This window comes from Xanthobacter nonsaccharivorans (genome assembly GCF_043194755.2).
GTDB classification, from domain to species: Bacteria; Pseudomonadota; Alphaproteobacteria; order Rhizobiales; family Xanthobacteraceae; genus Xanthobacter; species Xanthobacter autotrophicus_G.
In genome coordinates this window covers 1,751,619-1,767,023 of the sequence record NZ_CM195526.1, presented here as the reverse complement: position 1 = coordinate 1,767,023, position 15,405 = coordinate 1,751,619, and the positions used below count along the sequence as shown (strand labels likewise).

The 15,405-nt window shown below is 68.4% G+C and carries 20 protein-coding genes; 10 read left to right on the top strand and 10 right to left on the bottom strand.

The genetic code is table 11. The features are described 5' to 3' along the window. Nucleotides 1-55 precede the first annotated feature (55 nt). Nucleotides 56-1,183 carry an acyl-CoA dehydrogenase family protein gene (locus tag V5F59_RS08105; protein WP_393982069.1) on the top strand — a complete coding sequence of 376 codons (1,128 nt, stop codon included), beginning with the start codon at nucleotides 56-58 and terminating at the stop codon, nucleotides 1,181-1,183. A gap of 2 nt (nucleotides 1,184-1,185) precedes the next feature. Continuing rightward, complete coding sequence (locus tag V5F59_RS08100) at nucleotides 1,186-2,337, top strand: CaiB/BaiF CoA transferase family protein (protein WP_393982070.1); 1,152 nt, start codon at nucleotides 1,186-1,188, stop codon at nucleotides 2,335-2,337. 58 nt (nucleotides 2,338-2,395) lie between these two features. Here V5F59_RS08100 and V5F59_RS08095 read toward each other — a convergent pair whose 3' ends face one another. Genes V5F59_RS08095 through V5F59_RS08080 form a run of 4 tightly spaced genes read right to left on the bottom strand, consistent with a single transcriptional unit; the run spans nucleotide 2,396 to nucleotide 4,228 of the window. Beyond that, nucleotides 2,396-2,764 carry an antibiotic biosynthesis monooxygenase family protein gene (locus V5F59_RS08095; protein WP_393982071.1) on the bottom strand — a complete coding sequence of 123 codons (369 nt, stop codon included), beginning with the start codon at nucleotides 2,762-2,764 and terminating at the stop codon, nucleotides 2,396-2,398. A 30-nt stretch (nucleotides 2,765-2,794) separates the two neighbouring features. After that, nucleotides 2,795-2,980 (bottom strand): hypothetical protein, encoded by a 186-nt coding sequence (locus V5F59_RS08090; protein ID WP_393982072.1) that lies wholly within the window; start codon nucleotides 2,978-2,980, stop codon nucleotides 2,795-2,797. A gap of 29 nt (nucleotides 2,981-3,009) precedes the next feature. Continuing rightward, nucleotides 3,010-3,411, bottom strand: a complete 402-nt coding sequence (locus V5F59_RS08085) for a hypothetical protein (protein ID WP_393982073.1) — start codon at nucleotides 3,409-3,411, stop codon at nucleotides 3,010-3,012. Nucleotides 3,412-3,430: 19 nt separating this feature from the next. Continuing rightward, entirely contained in the window at nucleotides 3,431-4,228 is a 798-nt protein-coding gene (locus tag V5F59_RS08080) for a sterol desaturase family protein (protein WP_393982074.1), read from the bottom strand. A gap of 51 nt (nucleotides 4,229-4,279) precedes the next feature. Here V5F59_RS08080 and V5F59_RS08075 point away from each other — a divergent pair, with 51 nt between their 5' ends. The 7 genes from V5F59_RS08075 to V5F59_RS08045 all read left to right on the top strand — a co-directional run bounded on the left by V5F59_RS08075 (nucleotide 4,280) and on the right by V5F59_RS08045 (nucleotide 10,526). Beyond that, nucleotides 4,280-4,630 (top strand): hypothetical protein, encoded by a 351-nt coding sequence (locus V5F59_RS08075; RefSeq protein ID WP_509211202.1) that lies wholly within the window; start codon nucleotides 4,280-4,282, stop codon nucleotides 4,628-4,630. Nucleotides 4,631-4,702: 72 nt separating this feature from the next. Then, entirely contained in the window at nucleotides 4,703-5,977 is a 1,275-nt protein-coding gene (locus V5F59_RS08070) for an ABC transporter substrate-binding protein (protein WP_393982075.1), read from the top strand. A gap of 12 nt (nucleotides 5,978-5,989) precedes the next feature. Continuing rightward, the gene (locus tag V5F59_RS08065; RefSeq protein ID WP_393982076.1) at nucleotides 5,990-6,871 is read left to right on the top strand and encodes a branched-chain amino acid ABC transporter permease; all 882 of its coding nucleotides are present in this window, start codon (nucleotides 5,990-5,992) and stop codon (nucleotides 6,869-6,871) included. Next, nucleotides 6,868-7,884, top strand: coding sequence for a branched-chain amino acid ABC transporter permease (locus tag V5F59_RS08060; protein ID WP_393982077.1), 1,017 nt, complete (start codon nucleotides 6,868-6,870; stop codon nucleotides 7,882-7,884). Before V5F59_RS08065 ends, V5F59_RS08060 begins: the two co-directional genes overlap by 4 nt. 3 nt (nucleotides 7,885-7,887) lie before the next feature. Further along, nucleotides 7,888-8,697, top strand: coding sequence for an ABC transporter ATP-binding protein (locus V5F59_RS08055; protein ID WP_393982078.1), 810 nt, complete (start codon nucleotides 7,888-7,890; stop codon nucleotides 8,695-8,697). Next, complete coding sequence (locus V5F59_RS08050; RefSeq protein ID WP_393982079.1) at nucleotides 8,691-9,413, top strand: ABC transporter ATP-binding protein; 723 nt, start codon at nucleotides 8,691-8,693, stop codon at nucleotides 9,411-9,413. The genes V5F59_RS08055 and V5F59_RS08050 overlap by 7 nt, the downstream gene beginning before the upstream one ends. Before the next feature lie 3 nt (nucleotides 9,414-9,416). Next, complete coding sequence (locus V5F59_RS08045; protein ID WP_393982080.1) at nucleotides 9,417-10,526, top strand: Zn-dependent alcohol dehydrogenase; 1,110 nt, start codon at nucleotides 9,417-9,419, stop codon at nucleotides 10,524-10,526. Nucleotides 10,527-10,572: 46 nt separating this feature from the next. On the opposite strand, the gene V5F59_RS08040 is transcribed toward V5F59_RS08045, so the two are convergent. Further along, nucleotides 10,573-11,403, bottom strand: coding sequence for a GntR family transcriptional regulator (locus V5F59_RS08040; RefSeq protein ID WP_393982081.1), 831 nt, complete (start codon nucleotides 11,401-11,403; stop codon nucleotides 10,573-10,575). 97 nt (nucleotides 11,404-11,500) lie between these two features. After that, a complete protein-coding gene (locus tag V5F59_RS08035) occupies nucleotides 11,501-11,797 on the bottom strand; it encodes a DUF6166 domain-containing protein (RefSeq protein ID WP_393982082.1) in 297 nt (98 codons plus the stop codon). A gap of 145 nt (nucleotides 11,798-11,942) precedes the next feature. On the opposite strand from V5F59_RS08035, the gene V5F59_RS08030 reads away from it, so the two are divergent. Next, nucleotides 11,943-12,290, top strand: coding sequence for an ArsC family reductase (locus tag V5F59_RS08030; RefSeq protein ID WP_393982083.1), 348 nt, complete (start codon nucleotides 11,943-11,945; stop codon nucleotides 12,288-12,290). A 129-nt stretch (nucleotides 12,291-12,419) separates the two neighbouring features. Here the strand turns inward: V5F59_RS08030 and V5F59_RS08025 are convergent, their stop codons facing one another. The 4 genes from V5F59_RS08025 to V5F59_RS08010 are packed head-to-tail and all read right to left on the bottom strand — an operon-like array spanning nucleotide 12,420 to nucleotide 15,381. Then, nucleotides 12,420-12,884: an SRPBCC family protein gene (locus tag V5F59_RS08025; RefSeq protein WP_393982084.1), complete on the bottom strand. Its 465-nt coding sequence runs from the start codon at nucleotides 12,882-12,884 to the stop codon at nucleotides 12,420-12,422. A gap of 40 nt (nucleotides 12,885-12,924) precedes the next feature. Next, a complete protein-coding gene (locus tag V5F59_RS08020; protein ID WP_393982085.1) occupies nucleotides 12,925-13,626 on the bottom strand; it encodes an ABC transporter ATP-binding protein in 702 nt (233 codons plus the stop codon). Continuing rightward, nucleotides 13,619-14,371 carry an ABC transporter ATP-binding protein gene (locus V5F59_RS08015; protein WP_393982086.1) on the bottom strand — a complete coding sequence of 251 codons (753 nt, stop codon included), beginning with the start codon at nucleotides 14,369-14,371 and terminating at the stop codon, nucleotides 13,619-13,621. The genes V5F59_RS08020 and V5F59_RS08015 overlap by 8 nt, the downstream gene beginning before the upstream one ends. Next, nucleotides 14,368-15,381, bottom strand: coding sequence for a branched-chain amino acid ABC transporter permease (locus V5F59_RS08010; RefSeq protein WP_393982087.1), 1,014 nt, complete (start codon nucleotides 15,379-15,381; stop codon nucleotides 14,368-14,370). Before V5F59_RS08010 ends, V5F59_RS08015 begins: the two co-directional genes overlap by 4 nt. Nucleotides 15,382-15,405 lie beyond the last annotated feature (24 nt).

Genomic DNA, 15,405 nt, shown 5'->3' with positions numbered 1-15,405 from the left:
GGAGTGCGAGAAACCGACGCCCAGGCAACAGGAACACGCTCCAAGGAAACCGCCCATGCTCCTCACCGATACCCAGAAGGACATCCGCGAGGCGGTGCGCGCCTACGCCCACCTGAGCCTCGCACCGGGCGCCGCGGCGCGCGACCGGGAGCATCGCTTCCCGAAGGAGGAGCTCGGCGAGATGGGCACCCTCGGCTTCCTCGGCATGCTGGTGCCGGAGGCCTATGGCGGCACACAGACGGATCCCGTCTCCTACGCTCTGGCGCTGGAGGAAATCGCGGCCGCGGACGGGGCGTGCTCCACCATCGTCAGCGTGCATTCCTCGGTGGGCTGCATGCCCATCGTGAAGTTCGGCACGGAGGAGCAGAAGCAGCGCTTCCTGCCAAAGCTCGCTTCCGGTGAATGGATCGGCGGCTTCGCCCTCACCGAGCCGCAGGCCGGCTCGGATGCCGCGAACCTGAAGACCCGCGCCCGGCGCGACGGCGACGGCTACGTGATCTCGGGCGCCAAGCAATTCATCACCTCGGGGAAGAATGGCGATGTCGTCATCGTCTTCGCGGTGACCGATCCCGATGCCGGCAAGAAGGGCATCTCCGCCTTCATCGTGCCCACCGATACCCCCGGCTACGAGGTGGTGCGGGTGGAGGACAAGCTCGGCCAGCATTCCTCCGACACCTGCCAGCTCGCCTTCAACGACATGCGCCTGCCCGCCGACCTGCGCCTCGGCGCCGAGGGCGAGGGACTGAAGATCGCCCTGTCCAACCTGGAGGGCGGGCGCATCGGCATCGCCTCCCAGTGCGTCGGCATGGCCCGGGCGGCGTTCGAGGCGGCGCGCGCCTATGCGAAAGAGCGCGTGACCTTCGGCAAGCCCATCATCGAGCATCAGGCGGTTGCCTTCCGCCTCGCCGACATGGCGACGCGCATCGAAGCCGCCCGGCAGATGGTGCTGCATGCGGCCGCCCTGCGCGAGGCGGGCCTGCCCTGCCTCACCGAGGCGTCGATGGCGAAGCTCTTCGCCTCGGAAGCCGCGGAAGCGGTGTGCTCAGCCGCCATCCAGGTCCACGGCGGCTACGGCTATCTCGCCGACTTCCCGGTGGAACGCATCTATCGCGACGTGCGCGTCTGCCAGATCTACGAAGGCACCAGCGACGTGCAGCGCATCGTCATCGCCCGGAGCCTGTGAGCGTGGCCGGCCCCTCCCCTCGTGGCCCGCTCGCCGGCATCCGCGTCGTCGATCTCTCCCGCCTTGCGCCGGGGCCCTACTGCACCATGTTGCTCGCCGACCTCGGCGCGGAGGTGATCGTGGTGGGCGGCGGGCGCGCGGGGGTCGCCATCCCGGAATTTTCCCGCGGCAAGCGACACATCGCCCTGAATCTGAAGGCGCCGGAAGGCCGCGCGGCGCTGCATGCGCTGGTGAAGACCGCCGACGTGCTGGTGGAAGGCTTCCGCCCCGGCGTCGCCGACCGCATCGGCGCGGGCTACGCCGAATTGTCCGCCCTCAACCCGCGCCTCGTCTATTGCGCCCTCACGGGCTTCGGGCAGGACGGGCCGCGGGCGAAGGAAGCCGGACACGACATCACCTACCTCGCTCTCTCCGGCGTGCTGGGCGGCCTCGGCCCGAAGGGCGCGCCGCCGGAGGTGCCGCTGAACCTCGTCGCGGATTTCGCCGGCGGCAGCCTGATCGCCGCCATCGGCATCCTGGCGGCGGTGATCGAGGCGAAGTCCTCCGGCAAGGGGCAGTTCATCGACGCCGCCATGATGGACGGCGCCCTCTCCCTCATGGCCATGCACTGGCCCCTGTGGCGGACGCCCCACTGGCCGGAGCGTGGCGACGGGCTGTTGGGCGGCGGCGCCCCGTTCTACCGCACCTATGCCTGCGCGGATGGAGGCTACGTCGCCGTCGGCGCGCTGGAGCGCGGCTTCTTCGAGACCCTCTGGCGCACCCTCTGCCTGGGCGAGGTGCCCGACCATATGAACCGCGCCCTGTGGCCTAGCATCGAGCGGACCCTGGCCGAGACGTTCGCGGGCGCGCCACGTGACCACTGGACCGCCCTGTTCGACGGCACGGACGCCTGCGTCGCCCCCGTCCTGGCGCCCGATGAGGTGTGGAGCGACCCGCACGTGTCCGCCCGCCATCCCGGCAGCGGGCCGCGGCAGGTCCCGGCGGTGCCACGCCTCTCCCGCACGCCGGCCGAGGCCCGCCCCCTGGACCTCGCCGACCAGACCGCCGAGGTGTTGGCCGAAATCGGCCTTTCCGAGCGAGAGGCACGGGCCGCCGCGGCGCAGGACGAAGGCGAAGGCCGCTCCGGTCTCGCCTGGCCCCCGGAACTACGTTGAAATGCAGATGCCCGGCACTCGACCGGGCATCAACGCGCTTTGCGAACGGACGCGGGGTTCAGATGGCGGGATCGGACAGCTTCGCCTTGTGCGAGGCGCGGCTGTCTTCCGGCGCTTCGTCCCGCTCGAACATGCCGTAGTCGCGCACCACGGCGGCGACCCGCAGGCGATAGTCGCGGAACACGCCGGCCCGGCCGGCCGCCTGCGTCCTGCGGTGGGAGGTCAGGTTCCGCCACCCCTTCACCGCCTCCTCGTCCCGCCAGATGGAGAGGGAGAGCATCTTGCCGGGGTCGGTGATGCTCTGGAACCGTTCCACCGAGATGAAGCCATCCATGGCCTCCAGCTCGCTGCGCAGCCGCGTGGCGAGGTCGAGATAGACATCCTTCTGGCCCTCCGCCGGCCAGACCTCGAAAATAACGGCGATCATGGCGCATTCTCCCTCGAGGCCGGGGCCAGCCTACACCTTGTCGCCGGGCCGGCGCTGCACCTCCGGGAAGACCCACATGGCGACCACCATGAAGGCGCCGAGGAAGGCAACCGCGTATTTCGGGCCCACCTGCCCGAGGCTGGACTGGAAAACATAGCCTGCCGCGGCGACCGCGAGGACGACGAGAGAGAGCATGAGCTTGATGTGGTTGGGCATGGTGTTTTCCTCCGCAGCGCGATGGCCGCTCAGACGATCAGTTGCAGGAGACCAGCGCCGCCGCCCGGCACCGCAAGCCAGACGGCGAGCGCCGCGCCCTGGAGCACGACGAGGGTGGCGAGGCCCCGGCGGCCGTCGCGAAAGGACGGCGGCAGGAGTTCGAACGGCGCTGGAGCGAAGAGCAGCACCAGGCCACTCACCACCACCAGCGTCGTCAACCGCAGGTGCTCGTAACCATAGGCCAGCGCCCCCGCGGCGAGGGTGAGCCACAACAGGCTGTTCAAGGCGACGAGGGTGCCTCCCCCTGCCTTGCGCGCGCCCACGGGCCGCACGGGAAACATGCCCGAGAGCACGAGGAAGCCGAGGCAGGCTGCCGTCCACAGCGCGGTGAAGACGGCAAGGCCGGCGATGTTGGGCTCAATGGCATCCATGATGCGGCTGCCGCCCGGCTCACTCGGCCGCGGCCACGTGCGTGCGCCCCTCGCTCCGGCCGCGGGGGGTACGGGCGGTGCGGCGCATGTCGGTCTTCACGTGGCGCGTGTCGTAGCCGTTGAACAGATGGCCGATGAGCCCGCGATCGAGGTCGGAGGTGCCGAAGGCCCAGTCCATGATGGGGAAGGTGAGGTTCATGTTCCGCTCCATCATCAGCGACTGGTTGTGGTGCGCGGTGTGGTGACGGCGGTTGGTGTTGATGAAGGGCATGGTCCGCACGAACCAGTTCTCGTCGATGTGCGTGGTGAAGTGCATGAACTCGTAGAGCAGATACACGGACGTGGTGGTGGTGATGAACAGCCAGCCCACGTTCGGCGAGATGAGCCAGCCCAGCACGATGGCGCCGGGAATGGACATGAGCGTGAATGTCACCAGCGCATAGGGCGGGAAGAAGGTAACGCGCCAGTCATGGTGACCGGCAAATCGCATCTCCTCTTCCGTGAAGAACTGGTGATGCATGAGGGTGTGGCGGTTATACACCGCGCGGAACAGCGGGAAGCTCGACGGGCGGTGCATCACATAGCGATGCAGCCACCATTCGAAGAAATTGCAGAACAAGAACACCACCGGAATGGTGAGCCACTCCCACCAACGGATCTGGTGCATGTTGGAGAGGTACACATACAGGGCGGTGAAGCCGATCGTGTAGATGATCAGGATGTGAAGCCACCCGTTGTACCATCCGGTGACGCGCTCTCGGTAGGTCGCGCGATACTTGCGCTGCCGCTCTGACATGGGGCTGGAGGTCAGTTCCATCGCTCTCTCCCTGGACCACTTGGGCGGGCGCCACCCGCAGGCGGCCCCGTCGTGATTCTCGGGCGCGCCGCCGGATGCCATGAAGGCGAGAAGGGGGCGGCAGCGGCCGTGCACACATCTAATATGTCAGTTACACATCATGCGCAAGACGCTCCGATGGGCGCGAAAATGCGCCCCGGACGCGAGCATCCGCTCCGGAATTTAAAATGCAAACCATTGAAACAAAAGGAACTGACCTTCATTTCTCATTTGCGAAATGATCCAGATCAAAAATCAGGCTTGCAGACATTCTTTTGGCATATCTATGATATGTCAGTTTTCGGAACGGGCATCAGACCCGTGCGTTGCCGGATCCGGTCAGCCTCTGCCGGCGTGATCGGCAAATCCGCCTGCGCCCCGTGAGCAAACAAGAATGCATCGCCCGGCTGGCCTGCGCCGCAGGCCGGACCGCTGCGGGCTCTAGGGAGGACGCCAATGACTATCTCTCGCCGCACACTGGTGCGGGGGATCGGCGCTGCCGGTCTCGCCGCTGCCGTTCCCGGTGTCTTTTCACCGGCCATCGCCCAGTCGAAGCCCGTGCGCATCGGCATCCTTGCGCCCCGGTCGGGCGCCATGGGCACGGTGGGCGAATGCGGTGTCCGCGCGGTGCAATGGGCGGCGGAGCGCATCAACAAGAATGGCGGCATCGCCGGCCGGCCCCTCGAACTCGTGTTCGAGGAGGAGACCTCGCCCAAGGACACCATCGAGCGCTTCCGGCGCCTTGCCCTGCAGGAGAAGGTGGACTGCGTGCAGGGCCTCATCTCCACCGGCGTGTCGCTCGGCGTCGCGCCGGTGGCGGAGGAGGAGCAGGCGCTCCTCATGATGTGGGACGGCACCACGCAGGACGGCGTGAAGGAAGCGATGCCCAAGTCGCGCTACGTCTTCCGCTCCACCGACAACGAGTGCGAGGCGGTGATGGCCTCCTTGCTCGCCATCAAATACTTCAAGGGCAAGATCAAGCGCATCGCCGGCATCAATCCGGACTATTCCTACGGCCGCAACAACTGGGAGGCCTTCCGGCAGATCCTCGCCCGCGCCGGCGTCGAAGTGGAGGTGGTGGCCGAGCAGTGGCCGAAGGTGGGCACCATGGACCTCACCTCCCACGTCGCCGCGCTGAAGGCGGCCAAGCCCGACTTCATCTTCTCCTCCATGCTGTTCGCCGACCTGCCGGTGTTCATGAAGCAGGGCTCGGCCGCCGGCCTGTTCGAGGGCGTGAACCTGGCGCTGCCCGCCGCCGGCTGGCAGATCAACCAGCTGAAGAAGGAGTTCATGCCCGAGAACATCGTGTTCGGGCACAACACCCTCTACTTCGCTCTGCCGAGTGCTTCCGCGCTCCAGAAGGCCTTCGTCCAGGACTACATGGACCGCTACAAGGAGGCCCCGCATTGGGAGGCCGACCGCGCCTACTTCGCGCTCGCCGCCTACAAGGCCGGCGTCGAGGCGGCGGCCAAGGCAACGGGCCGCTGGCCGAAACTCGACGAGATCATCGATTCGATCCCCAGGCAGAAGATCGAGAGCCTCGGCGGGCCGGGCCAGTTCCGCGCCGACAAGATCGCCGAGCAGACCTTCTACCAGGGCCTGTCCACCAACCAGAACTCCTATGACTTCCCCACCCTGAAGACGGTGGACAGCTACACCGCCGACCAGCTCCAGAAGCCGCCGGGCGTGGATTTCTGGGAGTGGCTGAAGACCTCCAAGCTGCCGGTCTGAGGAGGCAAGCGCGTGACCGTCTTCATCGACATGCTTCTGGGCGGCGTGTTCCACGCCGCCATCCTCTTCCTCGTGGCCGCCGGGCTCCAGCTGGTGTTCGGCGTCCAGAAGATCGTCAACCTCGCCTGCGGCTCCTTCTATGCGCTCGGGGCCTATTTCGGCATCACCGCGGTGGGGCTCGCGAGCGCGGCGGGGATGCCGGCGTGGCTGGTGCTGCCGGTGCTCGTGCTCGCGGGGCTCCTCATCGGCCTCGTCGGGCTGCCCGTGGAGCGCATCCTGCGCACGGTCTACCGGCGGGACGAGAGCTACCAGCTTCTCCTCACCTTCGGCCTGCTCCTGATGTTCCAGGACGTGTTCCGCTTCTTCTGGGGCGCTACGCCCCGGACGCTGGACAACGCCTATCTTGCCTACGGCACGGCGGAGTTCCTCGGCGTGCGCGTGCCCACCTACAACCTGCTCGTGGTGGCCGCCGCCATCTCCATCGCCGCGATCCTCGGCGCCTTCCTGCAGAAGACGCGGACCGGCCGCATCATCCGCGCCACCGCCGAGAACCGGGACATGAGCGAAGGCCTCGGCGTCAATTCCTCCCGCGTCTTCGCCGCCGTGTTCACGGTCGGCTGCATGCTCGGCACGGTAGGCGGCGCGCTGGTGGTGCCGGCCTCCGCCTCCTCCCTCGACATGGCGGTGGAGCTGGTGGTGGAAGCCTTCGCCGTGGTGGTCATCGGCGGCCTCGGCTCCATGCGCGGCGCGCTCGCCGGCGCCCTCATCGTCGGCCTCATCCGCGCGGCGGCCATCATGGTCCTGCCGGAAGCCGAAATTCTCTCCATCTACCTGGTCGTCATCGCGGTGCTCATCCTGCGTCCGGCCGGCCTGTTCGGAAAGGCGATGGCATGAGCATCCCCACCTCAGCGCGCGTCACGGTGGCCCCGGCCGCGCCGGCCGCCCTCTGGCGCCCCTCCGGCCTTGCAGCCTTCCTGGTGATCGTGGCGGCGATGGCGGTCCTGCCGGCCTTCGCCTCCACCTACATGCTCACCCTGATGGTGCCCTTCTTCGGCTTCGCCATCGCCTTGCTCGGCTTCAACCTGCTGTTCGGCTACACGGGCCTGCTCTCCTTCGGCCACGCCATGTTCCTCGGCATCGGCGCCTATGCGGCGGCGGTGATGACATCGAAGCTCGGCGTGCGCTCCATCGAGCTGGTCCTGCTTGCCGCCATCGCCGCGGCGGCGCTCATCTCCATCCCGGTGGGCTTCCTGTGCGTGCGCTACACGCGCATCTTCTTCGGCATGCTGACACTGGCGTTCGGCATGCTGTTCCACTCCATCCTGTTCAAATTCTACGGCCTCACCGGCGGCGACCAGGGCATGCGGGTGATGCGCCCCCTGCTGTTCGGCATGGAGTTCGAGGGCGGCAAGACCGCCTTCATCACCGGCCCGTTCTATTACTATGCGCTGGGCCTGCTCACCGTGCTCGGCTTCGCCATGTGGCGTATCGTGCGCTCCCCCTTCGGCCTGCACCTCACGGCGATCCGCGAAAACCCGCAGAAGGCGGCCTATCTCGGGGTCACCGTGCCGCGCATGCGGCTCGCCGCCTTCGTCATCTCCGGCGTCTACGGCGCCATCGGCGGGGTCATCCTCGCCGTCACCATCGGCCTCGCGGACCCGGAGATCGTCTATTGGACCCAGTCCGGCAACCTTGTCTTCATGGCGGTGCTGGGCGGCTCGGGCGCCTTTGCGGGGCCGGTGGTGGGCGGGCTCGCCTTCGTGCTGCTGCAGGACACGGTGATGTCGGCCACCCAATACTGGCGCTTCGTGATGGGAGCGGTTCTGGTGCTCCTCGTCATCTTCTTCCCGCGGGGCATCGCCGGCCTGTTCGGCGACGTGCTCGCGCGCTTCAAGCGAGGGAGCTGAACCATGGCCAGCGCAATGCTGCTTTCCGCCCATGCCGTCTCCAAGAGCTATGGCGACTTCCACGCGCTCCGCAATGTCTCGGTCTCGGTGGCCGACGGTGAGTTCATCTCCATCGTCGGTCCCAACGGGGCGGGCAAGAGCACCCTCGTCAACGTGCTCACCGGTCTTCTGAAGCCCACCACCGGCCACGTTCATTTCCGTGGCCAGGACATTGCCGGCATCGGGCCGGTGGAGCTGTCACGGCGGGGCATGGCGCGGGGCTTCCAGTTGGTGAACATCTTCCCCGCCCTCACCGTGCGGGAGACCCTGGGGGTGGCCGCCGCCTCGCGCCTCAAGCGCAGCGCCAACCCGTTCCGCAGCCTCGGCGGCGATCGCGAGGTCCGCACGGCGGTGGAGGAGGTGGCGGACATCTTCAACCTGCGCCACCGGCTCGACCAGCAGGCGAGCGCCCTCTCCCAGGGCGAGAAGAAGCTGCTCGACGTGGCGAGCGCCTTCGCCCTCAAGCCGGAGCTCATCCTCATCGACGAGCCCACCTCCGGCGTCTCCACCGGCGACAAGCACGCCATCATGGAGCTGCTGGTGGCCGCCGCCCGCAAGGCGGGGGTGCGCGGCATCATCCAGGTGGAGCACGACATGGACCTCGTGGCCCGCTACTCGGACCGCATCGTCGCGCTCCAGGCGGGAAGCGTGCTGGCGGACGAGCGGCCCGAGACCTTCTTCAAGGACCCCGCCCTCATCGCCGCCGTGGTGGGCACGCGGCCGCCGAAGATGCCCGTGAAGGGCCCCGCCATTCAGGAGACCCACCCATGCTGAGCATTTCCGGCCTCAAGGTGGACATTGCCGGCAGTCGCATCCTCAACGGCATCGATCTCGCCGTGGAGCCCGGCGAGCTCGTCTGCCTCATCGGGCGGAACGGTGCGGGCAAGACCACCACCTTCCGTTCCATCATGGGCTATCGCAAGCCCGTGGCAGGCTCCATCCGCTTCAAGGGGCAGGAGCTTGTGGGCAGGACCACCCACGAGATCGCGCAGCGCGGCGTCGGCTTCTCGCCAGAGGAATCCGAATGCTTCGCCGACCTCACGGTGGCCGAGAACATCGCCCTTCCCACCTGGACGCGCCGCTCGACCATGTCCGAGGCGGACCGCGTCGAGCGCTCGCTCACCGTCTTCCCCAAGCTGCGCCAGTATCTCCACCGGGGCGGGGCGCAGCTGTCCGGCGGCGAACGCAAGATGGTGTCGGTGGCGCGCGCCCTCGCCCTCGATCCGAGCCTGCTGCTGCTCGACGAGCCGTTCGAGGGCCTCTCTCCGGCCATCATCCCCATCATCTCGGAGGGCATCGCCTCCATCCGCGCCATGGGCCAGGCGGTGCTGATGGCGGAATCCAACGTCCACCACCTGCCGGACTATGTGGATCGCCTCTACGTGCTGGAGCGCGGCGAGATGATCTTCTCCGGCACCCTCGCCGAGGCCCATCGCGACAGGGCGGTGATGCGTGTCATCGCCGGCGAGGTCGAGCTGGAGCACGCCTGATCCATGCCCCTCACCTATCGTGCCGCGGTGCTCCACGCGCCGCAGACGCCGCTCGTCGTCGAAACCGTGGAGGCCGCCCCGCTCGGGCCCTCCGACGTGCTGGTGCGCATCAAGGCGGCCGGCCTCTGCCACACCGACCTGGAGGTGATCGAGGGCGGGCTCGTCTATCCCATGCCCATCGTCCTCGGCCATGAGGCGGCGGGCATCGTCGAGGAGGTGGGCCCCGCGGCGAAGGGGGTGGGCAAGGGCGACCATGTGGTGCTCTCCTGGAATCCCCATTGCGGCCACTGCTTCTATTGTGACCGCGCGCTGCCCATCCTCTGCGAGGGCTATCTTGCCGAAGGGCCGAAGGCGCGCGCCTTCGACGGCGCCGCCAAGGCCCGCCTGGCCGACGGACGGGAGCTGGGCAACCTCATGTTCCTTGGGGCGTTCGGGGACTACTGCATCGTCTCCGATCAGCAGGCGGTGCCGGTGCCGCGGGAGCTGCCCTTCGATCAGGCCTGCCTGATCGGCTGCGGGATCATGACGGGCGTGGGCGCGGCGCTGAACGTGGCGCGCATCGCCCCCGGCGACACCGTGCTCGTCATCGGCTGCGGCGCGGTCGGGCTCGCCGCCGTGCAGGGGGCGCAGCTGGCTGGGGCGGAGACCATCCTTGCCGCCGACCTCGACGACGCCAAGCTCGCCCTGGCCCGGCGCATGGGCGCCACCCATACGGTGAACGCCCGCACCAGCGACGTGGCGGAGGCCGCGCGGACCCTCACCAGCGGCCGCGGCGCCGACGTGGTGCTGGAATCCGCCGGCAGCCCCATCGCCTTCCGCGCCACCCTGGAAGCGGTGCGGCCCGGGGGCGAGGTGATCTGGCTGGGCAAGATCGACGTGACGAAGGACGTGGCCTTCCGGTGGGGCTCGCTGATGGGGGAGAAGCGCATCCGCCGCTCGTCCTATGGGGGGGCGCGGCCGGCGCGGGACTTCCCCGTCCTCGCCCGCGCCGCCCTCGCGGGCCGGCTGGACCTGGAAGGCCTCATCTCGCGGCGCATCACCCTCGACGATATCAACGCGGGCTTCGACGCCCTCAAGTCAGGCGAGACCATCCGCAGCGTGGTGGTGTTCTGACCTGAAAAGCCGCGCCGGCGCTGGATTTTCCGGCGGCCGGAGCGGCTCAGGCGTCCAGCGTCTTTCGGGCGAAGTCCTCGATATAGTCAACGAGGCGCATGGCCGCCGCCTCCGCCCCACGGGGATCGCGGCGCGCCACCGCCTCCGCCACCTCGGCATGGAGGCGGGCGGCCAGCGGCAGGTCCGCCACCTCCCGGTAGTGCTGGTACCAGAAGCGGCGCGACAAGGCGTTCATCAGGCCCATGGAGCGCACCGCGAACTCGTTGCGCGAGGCCTGGGCCATCAGCAGGTTAAAGCGGCGGTCGAGGCGCATGAAGGCGAGGTCGTCCTCCACCTCGGCCGCCTGCCGCATGGCGGAGGCGACCTCGGCGAAGCCCTCCCGCTCCTCGGCGGTGGCGCGCTCGGCGGCAAGGCCCGCCATGAGCGTCTCGATGACCCGCCGCACCTCCAGCAGCCGCAGCTGGGTCCGAAGGTTGATCTCGGAGACCAGCACGCCGCGCCGCGGCAGCACCACCACCAGGCCATCGCGCGCCAGCCGCTGGAGCGCCTCGCGGATGGGCGTGCGGCCGATCTTCAGCCGGTCGGACAAGGCGAGCTCGGAGAGCACGGCCCCCGGCGGCAGCTGCAGCGTGGCGATCAGCTCCTCCAGGATGCGGTAGGCGCGGTCGGTCAGGCTCGCATCCTCGGCCACTTCCGGCGTTTCCGCCTTGCGGGTCCGGCGGACGGGAGGCTTGCGCGCCTCGGCGCCGGCGCGGACCCGCCCTTCGGCGAGGAGCAGGTCCAGATCGTCGCCCGCGCTCGCGAAGGCCACCTGCCGCTTCTGCCGCTTCACCGGGGTCTTGCCCGCCGGAATCCTGCCCGCCGGAATCTTGGCCATGGTCCGCTCCCTGCCCGATGCCCCGTTTGACCATGGATTCTCCCCCACCCGTCAAGGGCTCCCGTCCGGGTGGGGGACTCTGAGTGCGGTCGCGGGGTCAGGCGGCGGCCTTGTGCAGGGCGGCCTCGATGTCGTCGGAGGTCATCTCCCATTCATTGGCGAAATTGGCCACCACATCCCGCATGAAGCCCTCATGGGCCGCCAGGGCACGGCGGCCGTCCCCCATATGATCGGCCAGGAGCGCAAGGGCGAGCTGCGCCGGGGCGAGTCCCTCATAGCTCCACTCGAATCCGTCGCGGCTGAGCGCGGCGATGTCGGTGCGCGGCGGCAACGGCTTGCCGTCCACGGTGACGGAAATGCCGTCGATGGTGCGATCTCCCCGATAGGTCTTCATTCTTCTGCCCGTTCAACTGGATTGCACTGATATGTTACATGATCATTAGATGCAGTTCAACGCCCCGCCCCCTGCGACGCGGAGGGGGAAGGCGCGGGCGCGGCGGGTGGTGTAGCGTTGCCGCTTTCCGCATCGGGGACGGCGAATGGCGACGACGATCTACGGCATCAAGGCCTGCGACACGATGAAGAAGGCGCGCACCTGGCTGGACGCGCATGCCGTCGCTTATGCCTTCCACGACTACAAGGCCGTGGGCATCGACCGGGCGACCCTGGAAGGCTGGGTGAGGCAGGTGGGCTGGGAGAAGCTGCTGAACCGCTCCGGCACCACCTTCCGCAAGCTGCCGGACGCCGACAAGGACAGGCTGGACGCGGCGAAGGCCATCGCCCTCATGCTGGCGCAGCCGTCCATGATCAAGCGCCCCGTGCTGGCGCGGGGCGACGATCTGCTCGTGGGTTTCAAGCCGGAGGAATACGAGGCGAAGCTGGGGTGAGGGCGGCCCTCGCCGCTCGCCTTGTGCCTGCGGCGGACGAGCTTGGCTCATGGGCCGCCGGCATCAGCCGGCGCGACGCCTGAGCGCCGCCCTCCCGGCATCGATCAAGGAGGGGGCCCCTCCTTGGTATCAGGAGGCCTCGGCCGCCTCCGAAGGCGCATTCAGCGCATCGGCGAAGGCGGTGAAGAACTGGTCGGACAGCTTCTTCGCCGTCGCCTGCACCAGCCGGCCCCCGAGGGAGGCGAGCTTGCCGCCGATCTGCGCGTCGGCCACGTAGGTGAGGATGGTGTCGGCGCCGTCCTCGGCCAGCGTCACCTTCGCCTCGCCCTTGGCGAAGCCGGCGATGCCGCCGTTGCCCTGCCCGACGATGCGGCAGCCGGCCGGCGCCTCCATGTCGGTCAGTTCCACGGAGCCGGAGAAGGTGGCCGAGACCGGCCCCACCTTCACCTGCACCTTGGCCGCGTAGGCATTGTCCCCGGTCTGCTCCAGCTCCTTGCAGCCGGGGATGCAGCGACGGAGCATCTCCGGATCGAGGATGGCCCGCCACACGGCCTCGCGCGGGGCGCTGATACGGTATTCGCCTGTCAGTTCCATGGGGCGTTTCTCCCTTGTCCGTCTTCGCGCGCCACGGCGCTCACACCGCGCAATAGCGGTCCTGGATGTCCTTGTCGGCCAGCAGCGCGGCGGCGCTGGATTCGTGCACCTTCTCGCCCTGGTCGATGATGATGGCGCGGCTGGCGAGGTTGAGCGCCCACTCCACGTTCTGCTCCACCAGCAGCAGGGTGGTGCCCTGGTCGCGCAGGCGGCGGAACAGGGCGCCCATCTCCTCCACCAGCACCGGCATGATGCCCTCGGAGGGCTCGTCCAGCAGCACCATCTTCGGCTTCGCGATGATGGCGCGGGCAATGGCCAGCATCTGCTGCTCGCCGCCGGACATGGTGGTGCCCTGCTGCTCCAGCCGCTCCTTCAGCCGCGGGAAGCTCTTCGCGATCTCGTCGATGGCGGCGCGGATGTCGGTTCGCTCGGCGGCGACGAGGCCCAGCTCCAGATTCTCCCGCACCGTGAGGCCCGACACGATGCGCCGCTCTTCCGGCACATAGGCGAGGCCGAGGCGGAAGCGGGCATGGGCGCCCAGCGGCAGAAGGTCCTTTCCATTGAACCTCACCTGCCCTTCCGCGCGGGGCATCAGGCCCATGATGGCCCGCAGCGTGGAGGTCTTGCCTGCGCCGTTGCGGCCCACGAGGGCGACGATCTCGCCCTCCTCCACCGCGAAGGAAAGATCGTGGACCACATGGCTCGGCCCGTACCAGGCATTGAGCTGCCGAACCTCAAGCATAGCCATCGTTCTGCCCCAGATAGACACGGCGCACTTCCGGATCCGCCTGGACCGCGACGGGCGTGCCGTCGGCGATGAGGCGGCCGTGGTGCAGCACCAGGATGCGGTCGGAGAGACCGAGGATCATCTTCATCTTGTGCTCGACGAGGAGAATGGTGCGATCCGCCGCCAGGCGCTCGATGAGCGCCACCATCTCCTTGGTCTCCTCCGGCCCCATGCCGGCAGTGGGCTCGTCCAGCAGCAGAAGCTCGGGGTCCGCCACCAGGGCGATGGCGATCTCCAGCGCCCGCTGCTCGCCATGGGCAAGGTCGCGTGCCCGCCGGCCGCGCCGGCCGAGCAGCCCCACCTGGGCGAGGGCCGCCTCGGCCTTCTCGCCGAGCTCGGGATAGCGGTTGCGGTGGCTGAACACATCGTAGCGCGTCTTCAGCGCCTGCGCGGCCACCCGCACGTTCTCCTCCACCGACAGATGCGGAAAGAGGTTGGTGATCTGGTAGGAGCGGGCGATGCCGAGATGCGCGAAGCGATGCTGCTTCAGGCCCTTGAGTTCCTGCCCCTTGAACCGGATGGACCCGGTGGAGGGCGCGAGCACCCCCGAGAGCACGTTGAAGAAGGTGCTCTTGCCGGCGCCGTTGGGGCCGATCACCGCCGTCACCTTGTTGCGCTCGAAAGCCGCGGAGATCCCGGCCAGGGCCACGAACCCGCCGAAGGAGCGGCCCACGTTCTCAACGCTCATGAGGGCGGTCATCGCGCTCCCCTCCCCTCGCGGCGCGCGAGCTCGATGAGGCTGCCCCAGATGCCCTTCGGCAGGAACAGCACGAACAGGATGAAGACCACGCCGACGATGAGCTGCCAGTGGGACGTCCACAGGGAAGCCACGTCCTCGATCAGCAGGAACACCAGCGCGCCCACGAACGGCCCGAAGAAGGAGCCCGCCCCGCCCAGCATGGTCATCATCACCACGATGCTCGAGGTGTGCACGCCCAGCGCATCCAGCGGCACGATGGACAGGTGCAGAGCGGAGAGCGTGCCGGCGAGGCCGCACAGGGCGCCGGAGAGGATGAAGGAGAGGAGCTTGGTGCGCTCCACGTCGAAGCCGCAGGCCCGCGCCCGGGTCTCGTTCTCCCGCACTGCCTCGATGGCGGCGCCGAAGGGCGAGTTCAGCACCCGCGACACGAACCACAGGGCCAGCGCGGCGAAGAACATGATGAAATAGTATTTCGCCAGCGGATTGAGCAGGTTCACGGAGAAGCCGCCGACCAGCTCGGCCTTCGCCACCGTGAAGCCCCTGAGGCCATTCTCGCCGCCGGTCCAGCCCGAGGCCTGGAGGGCGATGTAGTAGACGAGCTGGGCCAGCGCGAGCGTCACCATGCAGAAGTAGATGCCGCGGGTGCGGATCGACAGCGTTCCGATCACCGCCGCGAGCAGGCTGGCGCCCAGGATGCCGACGAGCATGGCCGGAAACCAGCCGAGGCCGAAATAGGCGATGGCCATGCCGGTGAGATAGGCGCCTGCGCCAAAGAAGGCGGCATGGCCGAAGGAGAGCAGGCCCGTGTAGCCGAACAACAGATTGAAGCCCACGGTGAACAGCCCGTAGATCAGCACGTTCACCGCCAGCGCCTGCGACGGCAGCACGAAGGGCAGCACGGCGAGCACGCCGATGGACAGCGGCACCCGCCAGCGGTCGAGCAGCGCGCCCGCGGAGAGGCGCCCGCGCCCGGCGAGGGACGCCGGCGCGGCAAGGTCGGTGGAGGTCATTTCGTCGTCTCCGTTCACGCGCCG

Bases quoted from the DNA above. Each gene is read 5' to 3' on its own strand.
- V5F59_RS08105 (WP_393982069.1), top strand. From the start codon at position 56: ATGCTCCTCACCGATACCCAGAAGGACATCCGCGAGGCGGTGCGCGCC.
- V5F59_RS08095 (WP_393982071.1), bottom strand. From the start codon at position 2,764: ATGATCGCCGTTATTTTCGAGGTCTGGCCGGCGGAGGGCCAGAAGGAT.
- V5F59_RS08090 (WP_393982072.1), bottom strand. From the start codon at position 2,980: ATGCCCAACCACATCAAGCTCATGCTCTCTCTCGTCGTCCTCGCGGTC.
- V5F59_RS08085 (WP_393982073.1), bottom strand. From the start codon at position 3,411: ATGGATGCCATTGAGCCCAACATCGCCGGCCTTGCCGTCTTCACCGCG.
- V5F59_RS08080 (WP_393982074.1), bottom strand. From the start codon at position 4,228: ATGGAACTGACCTCCAGCCCCATGTCAGAGCGGCAGCGCAAGTATCGC.
- V5F59_RS08070 (WP_393982075.1), top strand. From the start codon at position 4,703: ATGACTATCTCTCGCCGCACACTGGTGCGGGGGATCGGCGCTGCCGGT.
- V5F59_RS08060 (WP_393982077.1), top strand. From the start codon at position 6,868: ATGAGCATCCCCACCTCAGCGCGCGTCACGGTGGCCCCGGCCGCGCCG.
- V5F59_RS08055 (WP_393982078.1), top strand. From the start codon at position 7,888: ATGGCCAGCGCAATGCTGCTTTCCGCCCATGCCGTCTCCAAGAGCTAT.
- V5F59_RS08050 (WP_393982079.1), top strand. From the start codon at position 8,691: ATGCTGAGCATTTCCGGCCTCAAGGTGGACATTGCCGGCAGTCGCATC.
- V5F59_RS08045 (WP_393982080.1), top strand. From the start codon at position 9,417: ATGCCCCTCACCTATCGTGCCGCGGTGCTCCACGCGCCGCAGACGCCG.
- V5F59_RS08040 (WP_393982081.1), bottom strand. From the start codon at position 11,403: ATGGCCAAGATTCCGGCGGGCAGGATTCCGGCGGGCAAGACCCCGGTG.
- V5F59_RS08035 (WP_393982082.1), bottom strand. From the start codon at position 11,797: ATGAAGACCTATCGGGGAGATCGCACCATCGACGGCATTTCCGTCACC.
- V5F59_RS08030 (WP_393982083.1), top strand. From the start codon at position 11,943: ATGGCGACGACGATCTACGGCATCAAGGCCTGCGACACGATGAAGAAG.
- V5F59_RS08025 (WP_393982084.1), bottom strand. From the start codon at position 12,884: ATGGAACTGACAGGCGAATACCGTATCAGCGCCCCGCGCGAGGCCGTG.
- V5F59_RS08020 (WP_393982085.1), bottom strand. From the start codon at position 13,626: ATGCTTGAGGTTCGGCAGCTCAATGCCTGGTACGGGCCGAGCCATGTG.
- V5F59_RS08015 (WP_393982086.1), bottom strand. From the start codon at position 14,371: ATGACCGCCCTCATGAGCGTTGAGAACGTGGGCCGCTCCTTCGGCGGG.
- V5F59_RS08010 (WP_393982087.1), bottom strand. From the start codon at position 15,381: ATGACCTCCACCGACCTTGCCGCGCCGGCGTCCCTCGCCGGGCGCGGG.